At 42.7% G+C, this 15,324-nt stretch carries 18 protein-coding genes and 1 riboswitch; of the genes, 10 read left to right on the top strand and 8 right to left on the bottom strand.

Features of this window, described 5'->3' with window-relative positions:
- Positions 1-37: 37 nt before the first annotated feature.
- Both G511_RS0115500 and G511_RS0115505 read left to right on the top strand, forming a co-directional pair.
- Positions 38-2,008: a RecQ family ATP-dependent DNA helicase gene (locus tag G511_RS0115500; protein WP_028470451.1), complete on the top strand. Its 1,971-nt coding sequence runs from the start codon at positions 38-40 to the stop codon at positions 2,006-2,008.
- A gap of 137 nt (positions 2,009-2,145) precedes the next feature.
- Positions 2,146-3,171, top strand: a complete 1,026-nt coding sequence (locus G511_RS0115505; RefSeq protein ID WP_036552208.1) for a sensor domain-containing diguanylate cyclase — start codon at positions 2,146-2,148, stop codon at positions 3,169-3,171.
- Positions 3,172-3,577: 406 nt separating this feature from the next.
- Here G511_RS0115505 and G511_RS0115515 read toward each other — a convergent pair whose 3' ends face one another.
- The 6 genes from G511_RS0115515 to puuE form a co-directional block, all read right to left on the bottom strand.
- On the bottom strand, positions 3,578-3,802 hold the full coding sequence (locus tag G511_RS0115515; protein ID WP_028470454.1) for an H-NS family histone-like protein: 225 nt from the start codon (positions 3,800-3,802) through the stop codon (positions 3,578-3,580).
- Between the two features lie 117 nt (positions 3,803-3,919).
- Positions 3,920-4,540 carry a TetR/AcrR family transcriptional regulator gene (locus G511_RS0115525; protein WP_028470455.1) on the bottom strand — a complete coding sequence of 207 codons (621 nt, stop codon included), beginning with the start codon at positions 4,538-4,540 and terminating at the stop codon, positions 3,920-3,922.
- 110 nt (positions 4,541-4,650) lie between these two features.
- Positions 4,651-5,145 carry an ureidoglycolate lyase gene (locus G511_RS0115530; RefSeq protein WP_028470456.1) on the bottom strand — a complete coding sequence of 165 codons (495 nt, stop codon included), beginning with the start codon at positions 5,143-5,145 and terminating at the stop codon, positions 4,651-4,653.
- A gap of 43 nt (positions 5,146-5,188) precedes the next feature.
- Positions 5,189-6,190, bottom strand: a complete 1,002-nt coding sequence (gene alc, locus G511_RS0115535; protein ID WP_028470457.1) for an allantoicase — start codon at positions 6,188-6,190, stop codon at positions 5,189-5,191.
- An 18-nt stretch (positions 6,191-6,208) separates the two neighbouring features.
- Positions 6,209-6,721, bottom strand: a complete 513-nt coding sequence (gene uraD / locus G511_RS0115540) for a 2-oxo-4-hydroxy-4-carboxy-5-ureidoimidazoline decarboxylase (protein ID WP_036552211.1) — start codon at positions 6,719-6,721, stop codon at positions 6,209-6,211.
- Positions 6,718-7,653, bottom strand: a complete 936-nt coding sequence (gene puuE, locus G511_RS0115545; protein ID WP_028470459.1) for an allantoinase PuuE — start codon at positions 7,651-7,653, stop codon at positions 6,718-6,720. Before puuE ends, uraD begins: the two co-directional genes overlap by 4 nt.
- A 210-nt stretch (positions 7,654-7,863) precedes the next feature.
- Between puuE and uraH the strand changes: the two genes are divergently transcribed.
- The 4 genes from uraH to G511_RS0115565 all read left to right on the top strand — a co-directional run bounded on the left by uraH (position 7,864) and on the right by G511_RS0115565 (position 11,015).
- Entirely contained in the window at positions 7,864-8,217 is a 354-nt protein-coding gene (gene uraH / locus G511_RS0115550; protein ID WP_028470460.1) for a hydroxyisourate hydrolase, read from the top strand.
- A gap of 114 nt (positions 8,218-8,331) precedes the next feature.
- Positions 8,332-9,021 (top strand): GntR family transcriptional regulator, encoded by a 690-nt coding sequence (locus G511_RS23115; RefSeq protein WP_051222124.1) that lies wholly within the window; start codon positions 8,332-8,334, stop codon positions 9,019-9,021.
- A gap of 96 nt (positions 9,022-9,117) precedes the next feature.
- Positions 9,118-9,303: riboswitch (FMN riboswitch) on the top strand.
- A 120-nt stretch (positions 9,304-9,423) separates the two neighbouring features.
- Positions 9,424-9,927: a 6,7-dimethyl-8-ribityllumazine synthase gene (locus G511_RS0115560; RefSeq protein ID WP_028470461.1), complete on the top strand. Its 504-nt coding sequence runs from the start codon at positions 9,424-9,426 to the stop codon at positions 9,925-9,927.
- A 107-nt stretch (positions 9,928-10,034) separates the two neighbouring features.
- Positions 10,035-11,015, top strand: a complete 981-nt coding sequence (locus G511_RS0115565; RefSeq protein WP_051222126.1) for a 2-hydroxyacid dehydrogenase — start codon at positions 10,035-10,037, stop codon at positions 11,013-11,015.
- 4 nt (positions 11,016-11,019) lie between these two features.
- Here G511_RS0115565 and G511_RS23120 read toward each other — a convergent pair whose 3' ends face one another.
- Positions 11,020-11,487 (bottom strand): DUF1294 domain-containing protein, encoded by a 468-nt coding sequence (locus G511_RS23120; RefSeq protein ID WP_051222129.1) that lies wholly within the window; start codon positions 11,485-11,487, stop codon positions 11,020-11,022.
- Between the two features lie 16 nt (positions 11,488-11,503).
- A complete protein-coding gene (locus tag G511_RS0115575) occupies positions 11,504-12,379 on the bottom strand; it encodes a sensor domain-containing diguanylate cyclase (protein WP_028470463.1) in 876 nt (291 codons plus the stop codon).
- A 188-nt stretch (positions 12,380-12,567) separates the two neighbouring features.
- Here G511_RS0115575 and G511_RS0115580 point away from each other — a divergent pair, with 188 nt between their 5' ends.
- From G511_RS0115580 to G511_RS23130, 4 genes are all read left to right on the top strand, one after another.
- Positions 12,568-12,786 (top strand): hypothetical protein, encoded by a 219-nt coding sequence (locus G511_RS0115580; RefSeq protein WP_028470464.1) that lies wholly within the window; start codon positions 12,568-12,570, stop codon positions 12,784-12,786.
- 169 nt (positions 12,787-12,955) lie between these two features.
- Positions 12,956-14,191 (top strand): cation:proton antiporter, encoded by a 1,236-nt coding sequence (locus G511_RS0115585; protein WP_028470465.1) that lies wholly within the window; start codon positions 12,956-12,958, stop codon positions 14,189-14,191.
- A gap of 122 nt (positions 14,192-14,313) precedes the next feature.
- Entirely contained in the window at positions 14,314-14,940 is a 627-nt protein-coding gene (locus tag G511_RS23125; protein ID WP_051222131.1) for a ferritin-like domain-containing protein, read from the top strand.
- Positions 14,937-15,311 (top strand): c-type cytochrome, encoded by a 375-nt coding sequence (locus tag G511_RS23130; protein WP_051222133.1) that lies wholly within the window; start codon positions 14,937-14,939, stop codon positions 15,309-15,311. Before G511_RS23125 ends, G511_RS23130 begins: the two co-directional genes overlap by 4 nt.
- The last annotated feature ends 13 nt before the right edge of the window (positions 15,312-15,324 follow it).

The following is a 15,324-nucleotide window of genomic DNA, read 5'->3' on the forward strand; positions in this document are numbered from 1 at the left end:
TGTTGCGCTTCTTCGCTCCTCTTTATAGGTATTTAAAATGAATTCGGATTTACATGCTTCATTAGAAGAAGTTTTTGGTTTTGATCAGTTCCGTTCAGGACAAGAGCAAACCATCCGACAGCTGTTAAAGGGGAGTTCTTCACTGGCAATTTTCCCTACGGGGTCTGGTAAATCCTTATGTTATCAATTAACGGCTATACACTTGCCGCATTTAACTCTTGTTGTTTCACCTTTACTGGCGTTGATGAACGATCAGTTATCCTTCCTTAAACAGCAAGGTATTGCTGCTGCGAGTATCGATTCAACCTTAACGGCAGAACAGAGCAGAAATGTTATGTCTGATGTTCGTTCTGGAAAAATTAAAATACTGATGGTATCTGTCGAGCGCTTTAAAAATGAGCGCTTTCGAAGCTTTATTCAATCTGTATCAGTATCTATGTTGGTGATCGATGAGGCGCACTGTATTTCAGAATGGGGTCACAACTTTCGTCCGGATTACCTAAAGCTTCCTGCTTATCGTGAAGAGCTGAAAATACCGCTGGTGTTGTTGTTGACGGCGACAGCAACTCGTAGGGTAAAAAAGGATATGGCAAAGAAGTTTGCTATAAATGAATCCGATATTGTTCAGACTGGCTTTTATCGTCCTAATTTGGATTTATCTGTTGTACCTGTTAGTACAGCACACAAAGATGAAAGGCTTAATGATATTGTTTGTCAGCAGCAGGGCTCAGGTATTGTATACGTCACACTTCAGCACAGTGCAGAGCAGGTAGCAGAGTTCTTACGCGCTAAGCAGATTAATGCAATGGCGTATCATGCGGGTTTACCGAGTGATCTTCGCCAGCAAATACAGTCTGATTTTATGCAAGGTGAAATCCAAGTAGTTGTTGCCACTATCGCTTTTGGTATGGGGATCGATAAATCAGATATTCGCTTTGTGATTCACTATGACCTGCCTAAATCGATAGAAAATTATAGCCAAGAGATTGGTCGTGCCGGTCGTGATGGCTCTTCGTCTAGTTGCATTACATTGGCCAATTTGGATGGGTTAAACACAGTTGAAAACTTTGTATACGGTGATACGCCTGAATTGAGCGGTATAGAGTACGTGATTAATAGCATTCGGCATGAATGCCAAAATAGCCAATGGGAATTACAGGTATTAGGTTTGTCTAATGACAGTAATATTCGCCAGTTACCGTTAAAAACCTTATTAGTACAGCTGGAACTTCTGGGGGTGCTGCGGCCTCTATATGCCTATTTTGCGGATTTCAAAATCAAGCTATTGAAGTCTAAAGATGATATTTTGGCCCTGTTCTCAGGAGAACGACGAGATTTTGTTGCTGCTATTTTTACCAATACAACCTTCAAGAAAGTGTGGGGCAATCCCAATTTTGAAGCGTTATTTGAAAACTATCAATGTGATCGTGCGCGCGTTGTTGCAGCATTGGAGTACCTACAAGAACAGGGCTGTATTACGCTAGAAACTAAACGTATCACCGAAGTGTTTGCGGTAAACGTAAATGTGTTGTCTGAGTCTGATCTGGCAGAAAGGCTGCATAGCTATTTTGCTGAGAAAGAGCAAAAAGAGATAGCGCGTATTGCCACCTTAGTTCGCTTTTTTGAGCTGTCGGACTGTTTGAGCCATCACCTAGCGTTGTATTTTGATGATGCACATTCCCCTGAAAAATGTAGTCATTGCTCTGTATGTAAAGGGCAGGTGGCCAAGCTGGCATACTCCTCGGCTGTTCAGTGGCCTGAAGATGTGCAACTCAGCCGTATTATAGACGCTGTAGAGCAGCATTTAGTTGAAAAAACATCGGGGCTTTCTTCCTTAGATCGAAGCGTTGCGCTCTCTCAAGAAAACATTAGCCGGTTTTTAGCAGGTATTGGCGTGCCTGTATTTAATCGCTATAAAGTGAGGAAGTTACAGGGTTTTGGTGTGTGTGAGCATTTACGCTATGAGGATATCCGCCGCAAGGTACAAGCGCTATGTTCGCTTTCATGAATGAGATTTTATCGATTACTCACGCATAATGGGGTATCTTTAAAATAAGTACGTGAAGAGCCGGTTGGTTGTTCTTGTTTAAAACATGAAGCGTGCAAAAGGAAAGCACAGCGCCATATAGCATGGGGGTCGTATTCATGACGAACCCAGAGGATCAAAAGCCATCAAGCCATGATGATTCTATCAGGCTGCATTACATACTCGATATCATCACGGAAGGAGTGTGGGAGTGGGACGCAAATACTGGCCAGGTGAAGCGTAGCCCGGGTTGGTATCGTATGCTCAGTTATAACCAAAACTTGTTTCCCGAGAACGTTCTTACTTGGGAGAAAGTAATACATCCTGATGATTTTGAAGCAGTTATGCAGCATTTTGAAGCATACACATCTGGAAAAACCAGTGTTTATGATATTGAATACCGGTGTATTAAAGGTGATGGTGATTTTCTGTGGATTCGAGATCAGGGACGAGTTGTAGAAAGGTCTAAAGAGGGAGACGCGACCTTTATGGTAGGCGCTCATTCTGACATTCATCAGCTTAAGTTGGCGCAGGCTCAACTGCAGGCTCAGAGTGGATTATTAGATCAAGGAAAGCTGACATTCGAACAAGAAGTTGAAAAGCGCACTGCTGAATTAACTCAGGTTAATTTGGAACTTGCTAAGAACCTCAAGAAAATTGAGCGTTTAAGAGATACCGATTATCTCACCTCAGTGTATAACCGTCATAAGTCAGAAACAGAACTCCTCAACGAAATCGCACGCTCTAAACGTTACCACTCTCCTTTGTCTGTCGCCTTATTTGATGTTGATGAATTTAAAATAATTAATGATACTTTTGGTCATCAAAATGGAGACTTGGTTTTACAAAAGGTTAGTCAGCTGGTCATTAAGCATATTCGAGAAACAGACACGCTAGGGCGCTGGGGTGGAGATGAGTTTTTTATTATTCTTCCGGGTGTAAGCTTACTGGAAGCAGTTACGAGTATTGAAAAAATACGTAGTTTGATTGCGTCAGAAAAGTTTAGTGAAAACTTAAGAGTAACGTGTAGCTTTGGAGTAACGGAGTATGGCGTAGGAGATACGGTTAGTACGCTTTATAAGCGTACTGATATTGCACTCTATAAGGCTAAGCATGCGGGACGTAATGTTGTGGTGCATTATTAAAAAAGCCGACGCCCCTCAATAACTCCATGAGTTACCCCCAGAGGGGATCAGCTGTACAGGGTGTTGTTAAAGATAAAGGCTAGTAACGCCTATTCTCTCCTGATCACGTTTAATAGATACAAACAGTGCTTGAAAGTTCCCTTCATCAAACCCTAAAATCCCTTTGTATCAAATAAGCTCAATGAAAGTTGGGCTAAAAAAGCTTTGGCAAAGACATGTAATAGGTACTTTGGATTTAAATCCAGAGTCGCTGCTGTTTATTTTAGGTATATGGCCATCGGTTAAAGGAGGGCATCGCTGTTTTTGTTTACTCTTACGAGTTTTACGTGAAAATAAACCGCTAGCTAGAGTCGCAGAGCCATTGCAGGAAGGTTGCAGTAGTATTTTGGCTAATAATTGGTAAACGTTAGCGGCGTGATATCTCACGCATTAAACTGCTAAGGTCGAGTCCCATTTGATCAGCCATTTCTTCTACATCGCTGGTCTTACGTGGAGGAACTTTCATAGCGGCTTTGCGCTTTTCTATTTTACGCTTTTTCTCTTGGACTTTTACTTCGAGATTGTTTTGAAGCTGATCAAGTTGCTCAAGGCTGAGAGAGCGTAGTATTGAAACAAATTCTTCGTCTGTCATTAGTAATAAAAACGCCTGTGTACAAAATAATGATGGGGCATCATTATGGAATTGGTTACGTTAAATCTGGGGGAATACAGGATGTATTCAGTATGATTCTAGCATAAGTAAATAATATTACTTGATTTCCGCTAAATTTAATCCGCAGCCTTTCAATACCAAGCGAGTAATAAGGGCCTCAGCTGTTTGATAATCTTGTTTATCTAGCTTCTTTTTTCCGGTTACTTTGCCAATTTGCCAATCAAAATCAGCGTAAGTTTGAGTAGAAGCCCAGATCATAAAAAGTAGGTGTTGGGCATCTATAGGTTCCATTTTTCCTTCACTGATCCACTGATTAATACGTGCAGTCATCTGTGTTGTTTGTTGCATTAACTTGTCAGAAATATCTTTTGTTAGATGAGGCGCGCCAAACATTATCTCGCTTGCAAACACTTTTGATGCGTGTGGGTGTTCTTTTGAAATACGGATTTTGGTGCGAATGTATTCTTCTAGGGCAACTGCAGGATCATCATATTGATCAAATGGAGCTGAGGCTTCTAGTAATGGCTCAATGATTGATTCAAGTACGCAGCGGTACAGATTTTCTTTGCTTTGAAAATAGTAGTAAATATTGGGTTTTGGTAAATCTACTTTTTTGGCAATATCAATAATTTTTGTTGCAGCATAGCCTTTCTCTGCAAACTCTATGCAGGATGCTTCAAGGATGCGTTCACTGTTGATTTCGCGAATTCGGCTCATATATTCTTCTTACGTGAGATACCTTGGGACGGTATGTCCACCAATGCTCATGAAGAGCGTGGTTAGTTTCTCTACCTTGTGAGTAATCCTAGCGGGCTTCTTATGTTAGCTCAAGGAGACAATAAAATAGATTGCTCTTGCGAAAAGTAAAACTCATCACAGTTATTGCCAAGGCCCGTACGGTCGACCACTAAGAAATCATCATTGTTGTTAAGCGCTAAGATAGGGTGGTGCCAGACATTTTTCCGGTAGTTAATACCTTGCTTGCCGTGGCTGATAAAGGCTTTTATTTCTGTTGGATCAACGGTATCACTTTCGGGAGCTACAACAATCAAGAAAGAACTGCCTTGCATGGGAATAAATGCTTGGCTTCCTAGAGGGTGTTTTTCTAGCATCATAATTGGCAATGGCATTGTTAAGGGGGTCGCTCTAAAAATGCTAATAATGGCTGAGCCTTGCTCGTCTAGATCAACCTTAGTGAGCTGGTGGTAGCGTTTAGTTGAACCATTATTAATAAGAAAAAAATCTCGGTCTTGGGTTTCAATAACATCGCCAAAGGGAGCAAACGCTTGTGCCGTTAATGGTTGCGGTGTGAGTGTAATCATCGGTTGCTCTCTTTATAGTGGTGAGAATTTTAGAACAAAGTATCTACGGTGATGTTTTATGTAAGAGCCCTAGCACGCGTAATCGACTAATGCCCCCATCGGGGAATATATTGAGTTTGATGTGGCTTATTTTTCCTAAGTCATTTAGTTCTGTGGAAAATGGGTGCTCGCTATCCATCTGTAATTTTTGTGAAGGCAGTAGTTCACGCCAAAATAAGCTGCGAGTCGCTATTTGCTCATCTGTGCCGCTTTCTACAAAGGCGGCTTGAATCGAGCAACTATCCGGATAATTTCCTTTAAAGTGGCAAGTATCAACGAGCACTTGCTTAATATCGCAAGGGTGAGCTAAAGCAACAATAACCCAGTCATTACCCGGAACACGTCGTCTTGCCGTTTCCCAGCCATCTCCCATATTAACGCCGCGGCCAGGGTTTAGGATATTGCTCTTGTCTCCGTAGTGCTCATCACTGCACGCAAGAGCTCTAGCGCCATTGATGGCGGCAGCAAAATCGATCAGTTCATCACTCCTATGATTACTCCAGTCTCTATGTGGCACACCATAGATCCTTAAACGAGCAATGCCCCCGTCAGGAAAAATATTAAGGCGAATATGAGTCCAAGGACGCTCGTCATCTATCTGGAATATGTTATGGCTATCGCCATTTAAGCTGACAGGTCTTAAAACGCTTTGCCATGTGGTGTGCTCATTAGGTTCTTCATCGGGTGAGAAGCAGGCCTCTAGAGATGCCGAAGGAGGATAGTTGCCCGTAAAGTAAGAGGTATCAATATCAACACCTTTGAATACGCCCGCAACACCTAGGCGGACTATAGCGTAGTCATAACCTTCAAAGCGTTTTCGACGAGACTCCCATCCATCCATCCATTTTCCGTTGTCATCATAAACATCATCCTTCCATACAGGTGCTTTTGGTTGTAGCATGCGGTTGACCTCTGCAAACCAGTCGTCGGTAACAAAGGTGGCGATGCTTCCTAATCGGCTATCAGCAAGGTTTAGAAAGTGGGTGAATTCAGTTGGTAGGCTCATAGGTGTTTCTCAGAAAGGTTATAGGGCTTCAAGCCGAAACAGTGCGATTTTGTTGATTTCTGTTATCGCCTGTTCAAATTCTGTGTCTCTATTGTTGTGGATACGTGTTTCAAACGCTTTTAGTATCTGTAAGCGGTTACTTCCTTTCACTGCCATGATAAACGGAAAGTTAAACTTGGCTTTGTATGTCGTGTTCAACTCTGTGAAGCGTGCAAACTCTTGAGGATTGCATTGATGTATACCGGCTCCTGTTTGTTCGTCAGTCGAAGAGGTGGTTAGTTCTTCGCACATAGCCGCTTTACCGGCTAAGTCTGGATGAGCGTTAATCAGTGTGAGTTGCTGGCTTTTAGGCGCGCTTAATAAAATATCAGACATTAATTGGTGCAGCTGTTGTATGTCATCAGCATTGATCGATGGTAAGCGCGTATAAGTGTGTTCAGCTACCCAAGGCGAGTGTTCGTAAATATCTTTAAAATGCTCTACAAACGAAGCTTTAGTCATTGTGCTGGGGTGTATGGTGCTGAACTTCATGATACCGTCCGCTTTTGTGTTCTCTGTGGCGGTGTATAAGGGTGGTGTTCATACCAATGGCGTGCAATATCAATGCGGCGAGCATACCAGACCTTCTCAAACTGTTGCGTGTAGGCAATAAAGCGCTTGAGAGCAGCAATACGTCCAGGACGGCCAATTAGTCGGCAATGGAGACCTACAGACAGCATTTTTGGCGCGGTCTGACCTTCTTCGTAGAGTGTATCGAAGCTATCTTTAAGATAATTAAAGAATTGTTCACCGCTGTTAAAGCCTTGTGCCGTCGAAAAACGCATATCGTTTGTGTCGAGCGTGTAAGGAATAACTAGGTGCCCTTTATCTTGATTTTCGACCCAGTAGGGTAGGTCATCATCGTAGGCGTCTGAGTCGTATAAAAACCCACCTTCTTGCATAACGAGTTGGCGAGTATTGATACTATTACGGCCGGTGTACCAGCCTAAAGGACGCTCGCCGGTAATAGCTGTGAGAATGCTTACGGCTTTATCAAGATGCGCGCGTTCCTCTTCAGGGCTCAGAGCTTGATAGTCGATCCAGCGATAACCATGGCTACAAATTTCGTGACCAGCCGCCGTCATGGCTTTGATAACATCAGGGTGGCGTTCAGCAGCCATAGCAACAGCAAATATGGTTAGCGGGATTTGATGCTTTTTGAATAGGTCTAGAACCCTCCATACGCCTGCGCGGCTGCCGTATTCGTAGATAGACTCCATGCTGATATGGCGTGAGTGGCGAAAAGGCTGAGCAGAAGGTATTTCAGATAAAAATGCTTCAGACTCTTCATCTCCGTGTAGTACACAGCGCTCGCCACCTTCTTCATAATTTAAAACGAAGGACAGTGCGATTTTAGCATCCTTAGGCCAACGTGGGTGTGGTGGCCGCCCAGCATAGCCGATAAGGTCGCGAGGATAGCTCATATCATTTACTCAGAGTTATGGCTTTTGAGAGAGTATCACGTGAATCTTTTCTATTTAATTGTATACAATAAAATATGACGTATATAAAGTTAATGCTGCTAAAAATTGATTATTTCTACTAATAAGTTAGATTTAAGTTAAGTTGTCTTAAATTTAATAGATTGATTGTATACAATATTTTCATGAAATTTTTATTCTATAGGATCTCCAATGGGGTATTTAACGACACATGTACTTGATACTGCACAAGGTTGCCCAGGAAATGCAGTCCGAGTGCAATTATTTCGACTTAGTGGTAATAGCCGAGTGCTAATAAATGACATGCTTACAAATGCTGATGGACGTACTGATTCCGCCATACTGCCTGAAGATGAGTTTTCAGTAGGTAAATACGAACTCGTGTTTGCCGTAGGTGATTACTTTAGGGCAAGAGGTATTGAGCTCGCTGAACCCGCGTTTATTGATGATGTTTCAATTCATTTTGGGATCGCAGAGGAGGGCTCACACTACCATGTGCCATTACTGGTATCTCCATACAGTTACTCAACGTATCGAGGCAGTTAATTCAGTATCATGCCTGTGTATGAAAAGTGACCATGTTCCGTTTTTTATACTCTAATTGAAGTAAAAAACACGTTTTTATGCTGAAAAAAACCTTTTTTTAGAGATTGTCGCTTTATGGCTTCACAAAATAGAGCAACGCAAGATGAGGCAATTTATGGCCATATCTTCGATGCTATCTTAGAGCAAAGGCTTGCTCCGGGCACTAAGCTTAGTGAAGAGTCGCTAGGAGATATTTTTGGTGTTAGCCGTACGGTGATTCATCGTGCGTTATCACGTTTAGCGCATGAGAAGGTGGTTGTTATTCGTCCTAATAGAGGCGCAATGGTTGCCAGCCCTACAATCGATGACGCTAAGCAGGTTCTTTTTGCTCGACGCGTTATAGAAAAAACAGTAATTGAGCTGGCAGCAGAAAACCCCATTGATAAGCAGTTAGATCAGTTGCGCAAACTTGTTAAAGACGAACAGGATTGTTTTGCGCGAGGAGACCGAGGCACAGGTATTCGCTTGTCCGGTGAATTTCATCTTCAACTGGCTGAAGTATCAGGTAATGGACCATTACGCAGTTTTTTGCGTAGTTTGGTATCGCAGTCCTCATTAATCATTGCATTATACGAAAACGATACTCAAACCCATTGTTCTTATGATGAGCACTTAGCATTGATTGACGCTGTTGCCGCAAAAGATAAAGTGAGGGCGGTACTGTTAATGGAGCATCATTTAGACCATGTTGAGCAAAAATTAACCTTGCATGATGAAAATGCCAAAGGTGATTTAAAAGCCATATTTTCTAATCTATCTGTATAAAAACGTCGGTTATTAGCCTAAATTTCCACAATAATCTCTTAGCTTTGACTCCTTTTAATAAAAATCTTATAGTCGTTTGCCGGATGATTAATCCGGTTTCGTTCTCGGGGCGGGGTGTAATTCCCCACCGGCGGTAAAAATAGAGGGTAGCGCACGTTACCTTATTGTTTAAGCCCGCGAGCGCCTTTTGTTTTAGTGCTTTAATAGCCTGCTATAAAAGGGTCAGCAGATCTGGTGAGACTCCAGAGCCGACGGTTATAGTCCGGATGATAGAGAGCGTGTCAGACAAAACTGCATCACTGTTAATTCAGTGAGTTGTTTAATGCTCGATAGATTTTCTATTGCGGGTATTAATTGCCTGTCCGTTCGCCCTGATTCAGTAAATTTTGATGGACTTTATCAATGAATCAGAGCTCAACGAATACACCATTCTTAGATGTAAAAAATCACCGTATCGCATTTATCCATGCTTCTTGGCATACCGATATAGTCTTGAATAGCCTAGAAGGATTCCGGATTGAAATGGCCGAGTGTGGTTATGATATCGATAAAATTGATGTTGTGGCCGTACCAGGCGCTTACGAAATACCGCTACAAGCTAAGCTATTAGCAAAATCAGGCCAGTATGCCGCTATTGCTTGCAGTGGGTTAGTGGTCGATGGGGGTATTTATCGCCATGAGTTTGTTGCCCAAGCCGTGTGTAGTGGTTTAATGCAAGTGCAGCTTGAAACAGAAGTGCCGGTATTAACGGCTGTACTAACGCCGCATCACTTTCACGATAATGAAGAGCATGTAACGTACTTTTTGAGGCATTTTATTAAAAAAGGCCGTGAACTTGGTAGTGCCTGCGACAGCGCTATACGTTTGACGGCAGCGTCCAAAGTATTGGAGAGTACAAGAATCTAGATAATAAATAAGAGTTATTCATGCCCCGTTTGCTTGATAGAAATGCTATAGGGCATGGTGCTAAACAGTAGTAGTTATTAACGGTAATACCCATAAGGAATACGAGTATGAATATAACGAAGGTGGAATCTGAGCCAAAATTAATTGCCTTCGTTAGTCGTATTCCAGCTTCTGAAGTAGAGCAATGGATATTGATCTTAAATAAGCTGCTACCGGACAGTGACGTCTGTTTATTTGATAGTTTAACGCAGTTGCAAAAGCAGCAATGTACATTGGCTGTTGTGGCTAACCCTGACCCCGAGGATTTGCGCCAGTTACCCAATCTTAAATGGGTACACAGTACATGGGCCGGTGTTGAGCGTATGGTCGCGGAGCTTATGGTGGCAGGGAGCGGTGTATCATTTCCCATTGTTCGTTTGGTCGACCCTGCGCTTGCGCAAACTATGGAAGAAGCGGTATTGGCTTGGACGCTCTATTTACACCGCGATATGCCTACTTATCGTATGCAACAAGCTAATGCTCAATGGGTGCAGCTGCCTTATGTTGCGTCAAGTGATCGCACCGTTGCTATATTAGGCTTGGGTAAGCTAGGAGCGCTTGCTGCTAGGCGCCTTCACGTTAACGGCTTTAGAGTGTTGGGCTGGAGTCGGCACAAAAAAACGCTTGAGAGCATTCAAACGTTTGCTACAGAAGACGGGCTAAAAACCGTGCTATCACAAAGTGATATCGTGATTAACTTGCTGCCGTTAACACATGAAACACGCGGCTTGCTCAATGCCGAGCGTTTTGGCCAATGCAAACGGGGTGTTTCTATTATTAACTTTGGCCGCGGTGCTACGATTAATGAGATCGATTTGATCACCTCATTGGATGCCGGTCTTGTTTCACATGCTGTTCTTGACGTATTCGAGAAGGAGCCGTTAACCGTCAATCATCCTTATTGGGCACATGAAAAAATTACTGTTTTACCGCATATTTCAGCGCCTACCAATATCAGTAGTGCCAGTAAAATTGTGGCTAATAATATACGTGAATATTATAAGTCTGGGTTGATACCTGAGGCAGTGGACTGTGCTTTAGGTTATTAAATTATTATTTGAAATAGTAATTGATTTTCCAAAGCCATATTTGCACAAAATCTGGCAACGATATATCTGTCACTAAATGTATGAATTTTATATTAGTCGTATGCAGGTAGCTATTTAAAAAGGAGCTGCCATCTGCACTATGTAACCAAATAAAACCACCAAGATTTACTATTACTGTTATCCATAAAACATTGATGAATGCTTGCTTGGATGATTTGTGGCGTAACGTTTGTTGGGCAAGCAAAGCACCTGGCCACCCTCCTGCTAATGCAAACACATGCAAGGTACTTTCTTTTGTTCTCCAGCGCCCATTGATGGCTGCTGATTTATCTAGAGCATAAGTGATAAAGGTGATGATGCTCATTGCCAAGTAAATAGCTAAGACTAAAAAAGGAAGGGTGTAGAAGGCAACAGAGGCCGTCGCTAAAATGGCAAAAGCGATAAAGGTAGCAAAACTAAGTATTTTCATCATAGTGAGTTATTTGTATTTATTGAAAGGTACCGGTGCCTTTGTGTTTGGCTTTATACATGGCATCGTCTGCAAAAGATAGTAATGCATCAGAGGTCGTTCCATTGTAGGGGTATGTGGCAATGCCTATACAGCAGCTGATATTTGCCGTGTCATTATCTAGTTTGAATGTCCTGCTTAGCGCTTTAATTAATATTTTCGAAATAGTAATGATATCTTCTCTTTTTCGTGTGTTTTCTAGTAATAGTATGAATTCATCACCACCGTAGCGTGCTAATGTATCTGACTTGCGAATGGATTTCATCATACGGCGAGCCGCCTCTTGTAAGACTTTGTCACCAAATGCGTGGCCTTTGTTATCATTTACAATCTTAAATTTATCCAGATCAATATAGAGCAGCGTAAAGTTACCTTTGTTTCTTTCACATTGATCAATTAAGTGCGAGATCCGTTCTAGTAATAAGTAACGGTTTGGAGTCTGAGTTAATTGGTCGTAGTGAGCAATTTGTGTGAGGTGTTCAGATTTTCTGATACGCTCGGTAATGTCTCTATTAATACCCAGTGCGCCAATAACCTGATTGTTATCGTCGAGTAGAGGGACACACATAGACTCAATCCAGCCAGTTGATCCATCCTTACGCCGCATTTTTACTTCGCCCGCCCACTTACCAAACTCTCCAACAGCGGAAATAACTTCGGTTGTAATATGTGCAGAGTCTTCAGGCACATGAAGAATAGATACTGGCTGTCCGATAGCCTCTGATTGGGAGTAACCGTATAGCTCTTCAGAGCCTTTGTTCCAGTCGGTGATAATACCCTGCAAGTCAGTAATGACGACAGAATCAAAGAGATAGTCGAAAGCTTTTGCACGCTGTTCTTTCTTTTTTATATCCATTCTAAATAAACTCATTTAGCCGTGGCGACACGATAAAAATAGGTAGATAGACAAGTGAAAAGCATGATTCTCAGTGTGAATATGATTGTAACAGTATAGATAAATATATTCGTAATCCAGAAAAAACGAAATGCCTTCTTTAGGAACTTGTGCCACACTGCGCGCTTTTTAAGCATTCTGAAATTTCTATGGAAACACAAATTGTATATGCCTTTGTGACGGGGCAGCAGGCAAACCGCTTTTTAAACGCGCTCAAAGTTTGGAGTGTTGCCGATGTTCAGGTAAAACTCTATCGCGGTGCCGATAAAGTTAAAGTGTCTTATTATTTTGCTGAGGAAGGCTTTGATTCAACTAGCTCACAGCTTGATGAGTTGGCAGAGGTTTACGGTGGCAAGGAGCTGTTGTAAGAACTAGCAACACACTCGTAACGGTAGATTTTTAAGAATATAGCGCTTATTCTGATGATTATCGCCCTTTGAGTCCAGCTAGGGGTACGGCGATAGATAAAATGGAATAGCTAGAAATGGAGTGACTGAGTAAAACTAAAACTGGATTAAAACCTCAGAGGGCTAGATTATGAGCGCCCATGATCAACCGCTTTTCTTCATTCTTGTCGGCATTTGTGCATTTCTTTTTTTCGTTGCTTGCCTGCGTCATTATAGTTCCCGTAGTTTTTTACCGCCAGAATCATGGTTGCTATTGGCAGGTGTGATTTATGGGTCTGTGCAACACAATTACTTGCCTACTATACCTGTTATCGAACTCTCGCCTGAGCTGGTGATCTGGTTACTATTACCTATTATTATCTTCGCCAGTGCTCGCAATACCTCAATTCCCGCGCTCAAGACGGACGTGATACCTATCTTCTGTTTCGCAGGCTTAGGCGTTATTTTGACACTGTTTCTGATTGGTATTCCTCTTTCGTGGATCATGTCTATTCCCCTTACTGATGGCCTGCTCTTTGCGGCGGCCGTCGCAGCGACTGATCCTTCTGCCGTAGCGGCTATCTTTCAGCGCTTTTCTATTCCAGAACGGTTAAATGTTTTGCTGGAGGGTGAGTCTACTTTTAATGATGGAACCGCCATCGTACTGTTTAGCTTAATGGCTGCGCTGGTGCTAACTGATGCGCCGTTATCATTGGGGCAGGCGTTGCTGCAATTTGCTTGGTCTATTGCTGGCGCTATTCCTCTTGGCTTGGCTCTGGGTTGGTTGGCTGGAAAGCTAGTGCTGCATTGGGGAGAGCAGAATCGCTTTCCCGGTTTAACGCTGACATTGTTATTGGCGTATGGCAGTTATTTGTTGGGAGAGGGCGTCTTTCATGTCTCTGGTGTTATTACTGTGCTGTGTGCGTCTTTGGCATTTATTCGCAGTCGCCAGGCAGGCGTTCAGCCTAAAGAAGGTGAGTTGTTTACTTCCTTTTGGGAATATTTAGAGGTATTAGCGGGTAGCATTTTGTTTTTTTCACTAGGGACAGCGGCAGGCGCTCATGACTTTCCTATTAATTGGGCGCTCCCAGGCGTTGTCATTGTATTGCTAGTGTCACGAGCGGTTGTAGTTTATGGAGGCTCGTTGTTATTAAGCTCATTACGTAAGCCGCTCCCTTTAGCGTGGCAGCATATAATGATGCTTGGTGGCTTGCGTGGTGCTGTGTCTGCTGCTTTAGTGCTGATGATCCCTGCAGACTACATTTATCGGTTTGAGATGCTGTGCTTAGTTTTTGTTTTATGTCTTTATACGTTGGTGGTTCACCCGCCGTTGCTGCGCTTGTATTTACAAAGAGCTAAGTTGGACGAAGCGCAAGAGCAGGAGTAGTGCATCTTCTATAGTGTCTTAACTTATTACGCGAATAATTAATTTCAAATATCTGTCACCTTTTCCTGTGCGGTGCATCTTTATGGGTATAGATCATAAATATGACCAGATGGGAGAAACCTATGTCAGTTCAATTTTCTAAACCAAAAACTCTATTATCAGTAGATGCTTTACCTACAGCTTCAACTGTTACACAAGAAACAACTAACCGTCGAAGCTTTTTACGTTCAGGAGGGCAGCTGACATTGTCGGCAATGGCTATTTCTATGTTGTCAGGCCTTAACGCTAAAGTGGCTAGCGCGTCAGATAAACAAACTATGATGGATATACAAATCTTAAATACAGCGATTGCTGCTGAGCATGAAGCGGTAGCCGCCTATCAAGTAGGTGCAGAAAGTGGCTTGCTGTCATCGGCTATACTCAATGTGGCAGTGCAGTTTCAGGGGCATCATAAAGAACATATTGATGCACTTTCTAAAGCGGTGGGGGCTTTAGGAGGGGAGGCCGCAGGTCCATTAGCAATTTATCAATTTTCAGTAGAAAAATTGAAAACTGAAACTGATGTATTAACTTTCGCCGCCTCTTTAGAGCGTGGAGCAGTGAGTGCTTATGCCGGTGCTATTCCTTTATTTGAACAACGAGAGTTGTCTAAAGCCGCTGCCAGTATTCTTGCTGATGAAGCCATGCACTGGGCGGTGTTGAGACAAGTATTAGGGCTTAATCCGGTGCCGGGAGCTTTCTTTTCATGAGTGTTTGCCGTGCAGTGTTGGTATTTACATGTTGTGTATTTTGCAGCTTTAATATTAGTGCATACGCGGCACCGCCTCATTATGTTATGTGTATGGGGTGCCACTCTCCATCTTATAACCGCACAGGCCCTAAGCATTGTGGTGTATTTGGTCAGTTGGCTGCTCGTCAGGAAGGGTTTCAGTACAGTGAGGCATTAACAATGTCTCGACTGCGCTGGGATCGGCAGACGTTGGATAAGTTTCTTGAAAGCCCTGCAGCTATAGTGCCGGGCACGTCAATGACCTTTGCCGGTATAACTGATGCTAACGTGAGAGCCCAGTTAATTGATTATATTGAGCTTCTCACAACTGATCATAATGATTGCCGCTAAGTAAGGTATGAAC

It is taken from the genome of Neptunomonas japonica DSM 18939 (assembly GCF_000422765.1).
Lineage (GTDB): Bacteria > Pseudomonadota > Gammaproteobacteria > Pseudomonadales > Balneatricaceae > Neptunomonas > Neptunomonas japonica.

What these genes read in the sequence shown, in the direction of transcription:
- G511_RS0115505 (WP_036552208.1), top strand. Translation starts at nt 2,146, where the DNA reads ATGACGAACCCAGAGGATCAAAAGCCATCAAGCCATGATGATTCTATC.
- G511_RS0115585 (WP_028470465.1), top strand. Translation starts at nt 12,956, where the DNA reads ATGAGCGCCCATGATCAACCGCTTTTCTTCATTCTTGTCGGCATTTGT.
- G511_RS0115565 (WP_051222126.1), top strand. Translation starts at nt 10,035, where the DNA reads ATGAATATAACGAAGGTGGAATCTGAGCCAAAATTAATTGCCTTCGTT.
- G511_RS0115530 (WP_028470456.1), bottom strand. Translation starts at nt 5,145, where the DNA reads ATGATTACACTCACACCGCAACCATTAACGGCACAAGCGTTTGCTCCC.
- G511_RS0115515 (WP_028470454.1), bottom strand. Translation starts at nt 3,802, where the DNA reads ATGACAGACGAAGAATTTGTTTCAATACTACGCTCTCTCAGCCTTGAG.
- G511_RS0115580 (WP_028470464.1), top strand. Translation starts at nt 12,568, where the DNA reads ATGGAAACACAAATTGTATATGCCTTTGTGACGGGGCAGCAGGCAAAC.
- G511_RS0115500 (WP_028470451.1), top strand. Translation starts at nt 38, where the DNA reads ATGAATTCGGATTTACATGCTTCATTAGAAGAAGTTTTTGGTTTTGAT.
- uraD (WP_036552211.1), bottom strand. Translation starts at nt 6,721, where the DNA reads ATGAAGTTCAGCACCATACACCCCAGCACAATGACTAAAGCTTCGTTT.
- G511_RS0115560 (WP_028470461.1), top strand. Translation starts at nt 9,424, where the DNA reads ATGAATCAGAGCTCAACGAATACACCATTCTTAGATGTAAAAAATCAC.
- G511_RS23125 (WP_051222131.1), top strand. Translation starts at nt 14,314, where the DNA reads ATGTCAGTTCAATTTTCTAAACCAAAAACTCTATTATCAGTAGATGCT.
- G511_RS23130 (WP_051222133.1), top strand. Translation starts at nt 14,937, where the DNA reads ATGAGTGTTTGCCGTGCAGTGTTGGTATTTACATGTTGTGTATTTTGC.
- G511_RS23115 (WP_051222124.1), top strand. Translation starts at nt 8,332, where the DNA reads ATGGCTTCACAAAATAGAGCAACGCAAGATGAGGCAATTTATGGCCAT.
- puuE (WP_028470459.1), bottom strand. Translation starts at nt 7,653, where the DNA reads ATGAGCTATCCTCGCGACCTTATCGGCTATGCTGGGCGGCCACCACAC.
- G511_RS0115575 (WP_028470463.1), bottom strand. Translation starts at nt 12,379, where the DNA reads ATGGATATAAAAAAGAAAGAACAGCGTGCAAAAGCTTTCGACTATCTC.
- G511_RS0115525 (WP_028470455.1), bottom strand. Translation starts at nt 4,540, where the DNA reads ATGAGCCGAATTCGCGAAATCAACAGTGAACGCATCCTTGAAGCATCC.
- alc (WP_028470457.1), bottom strand. Translation starts at nt 6,190, where the DNA reads ATGAGCCTACCAACTGAATTCACCCACTTTCTAAACCTTGCTGATAGC.
- G511_RS23120 (WP_051222129.1), bottom strand. Translation starts at nt 11,487, where the DNA reads ATGATGAAAATACTTAGTTTTGCTACCTTTATCGCTTTTGCCATTTTA.
- uraH (WP_028470460.1), top strand. Translation starts at nt 7,864, where the DNA reads ATGGGGTATTTAACGACACATGTACTTGATACTGCACAAGGTTGCCCA.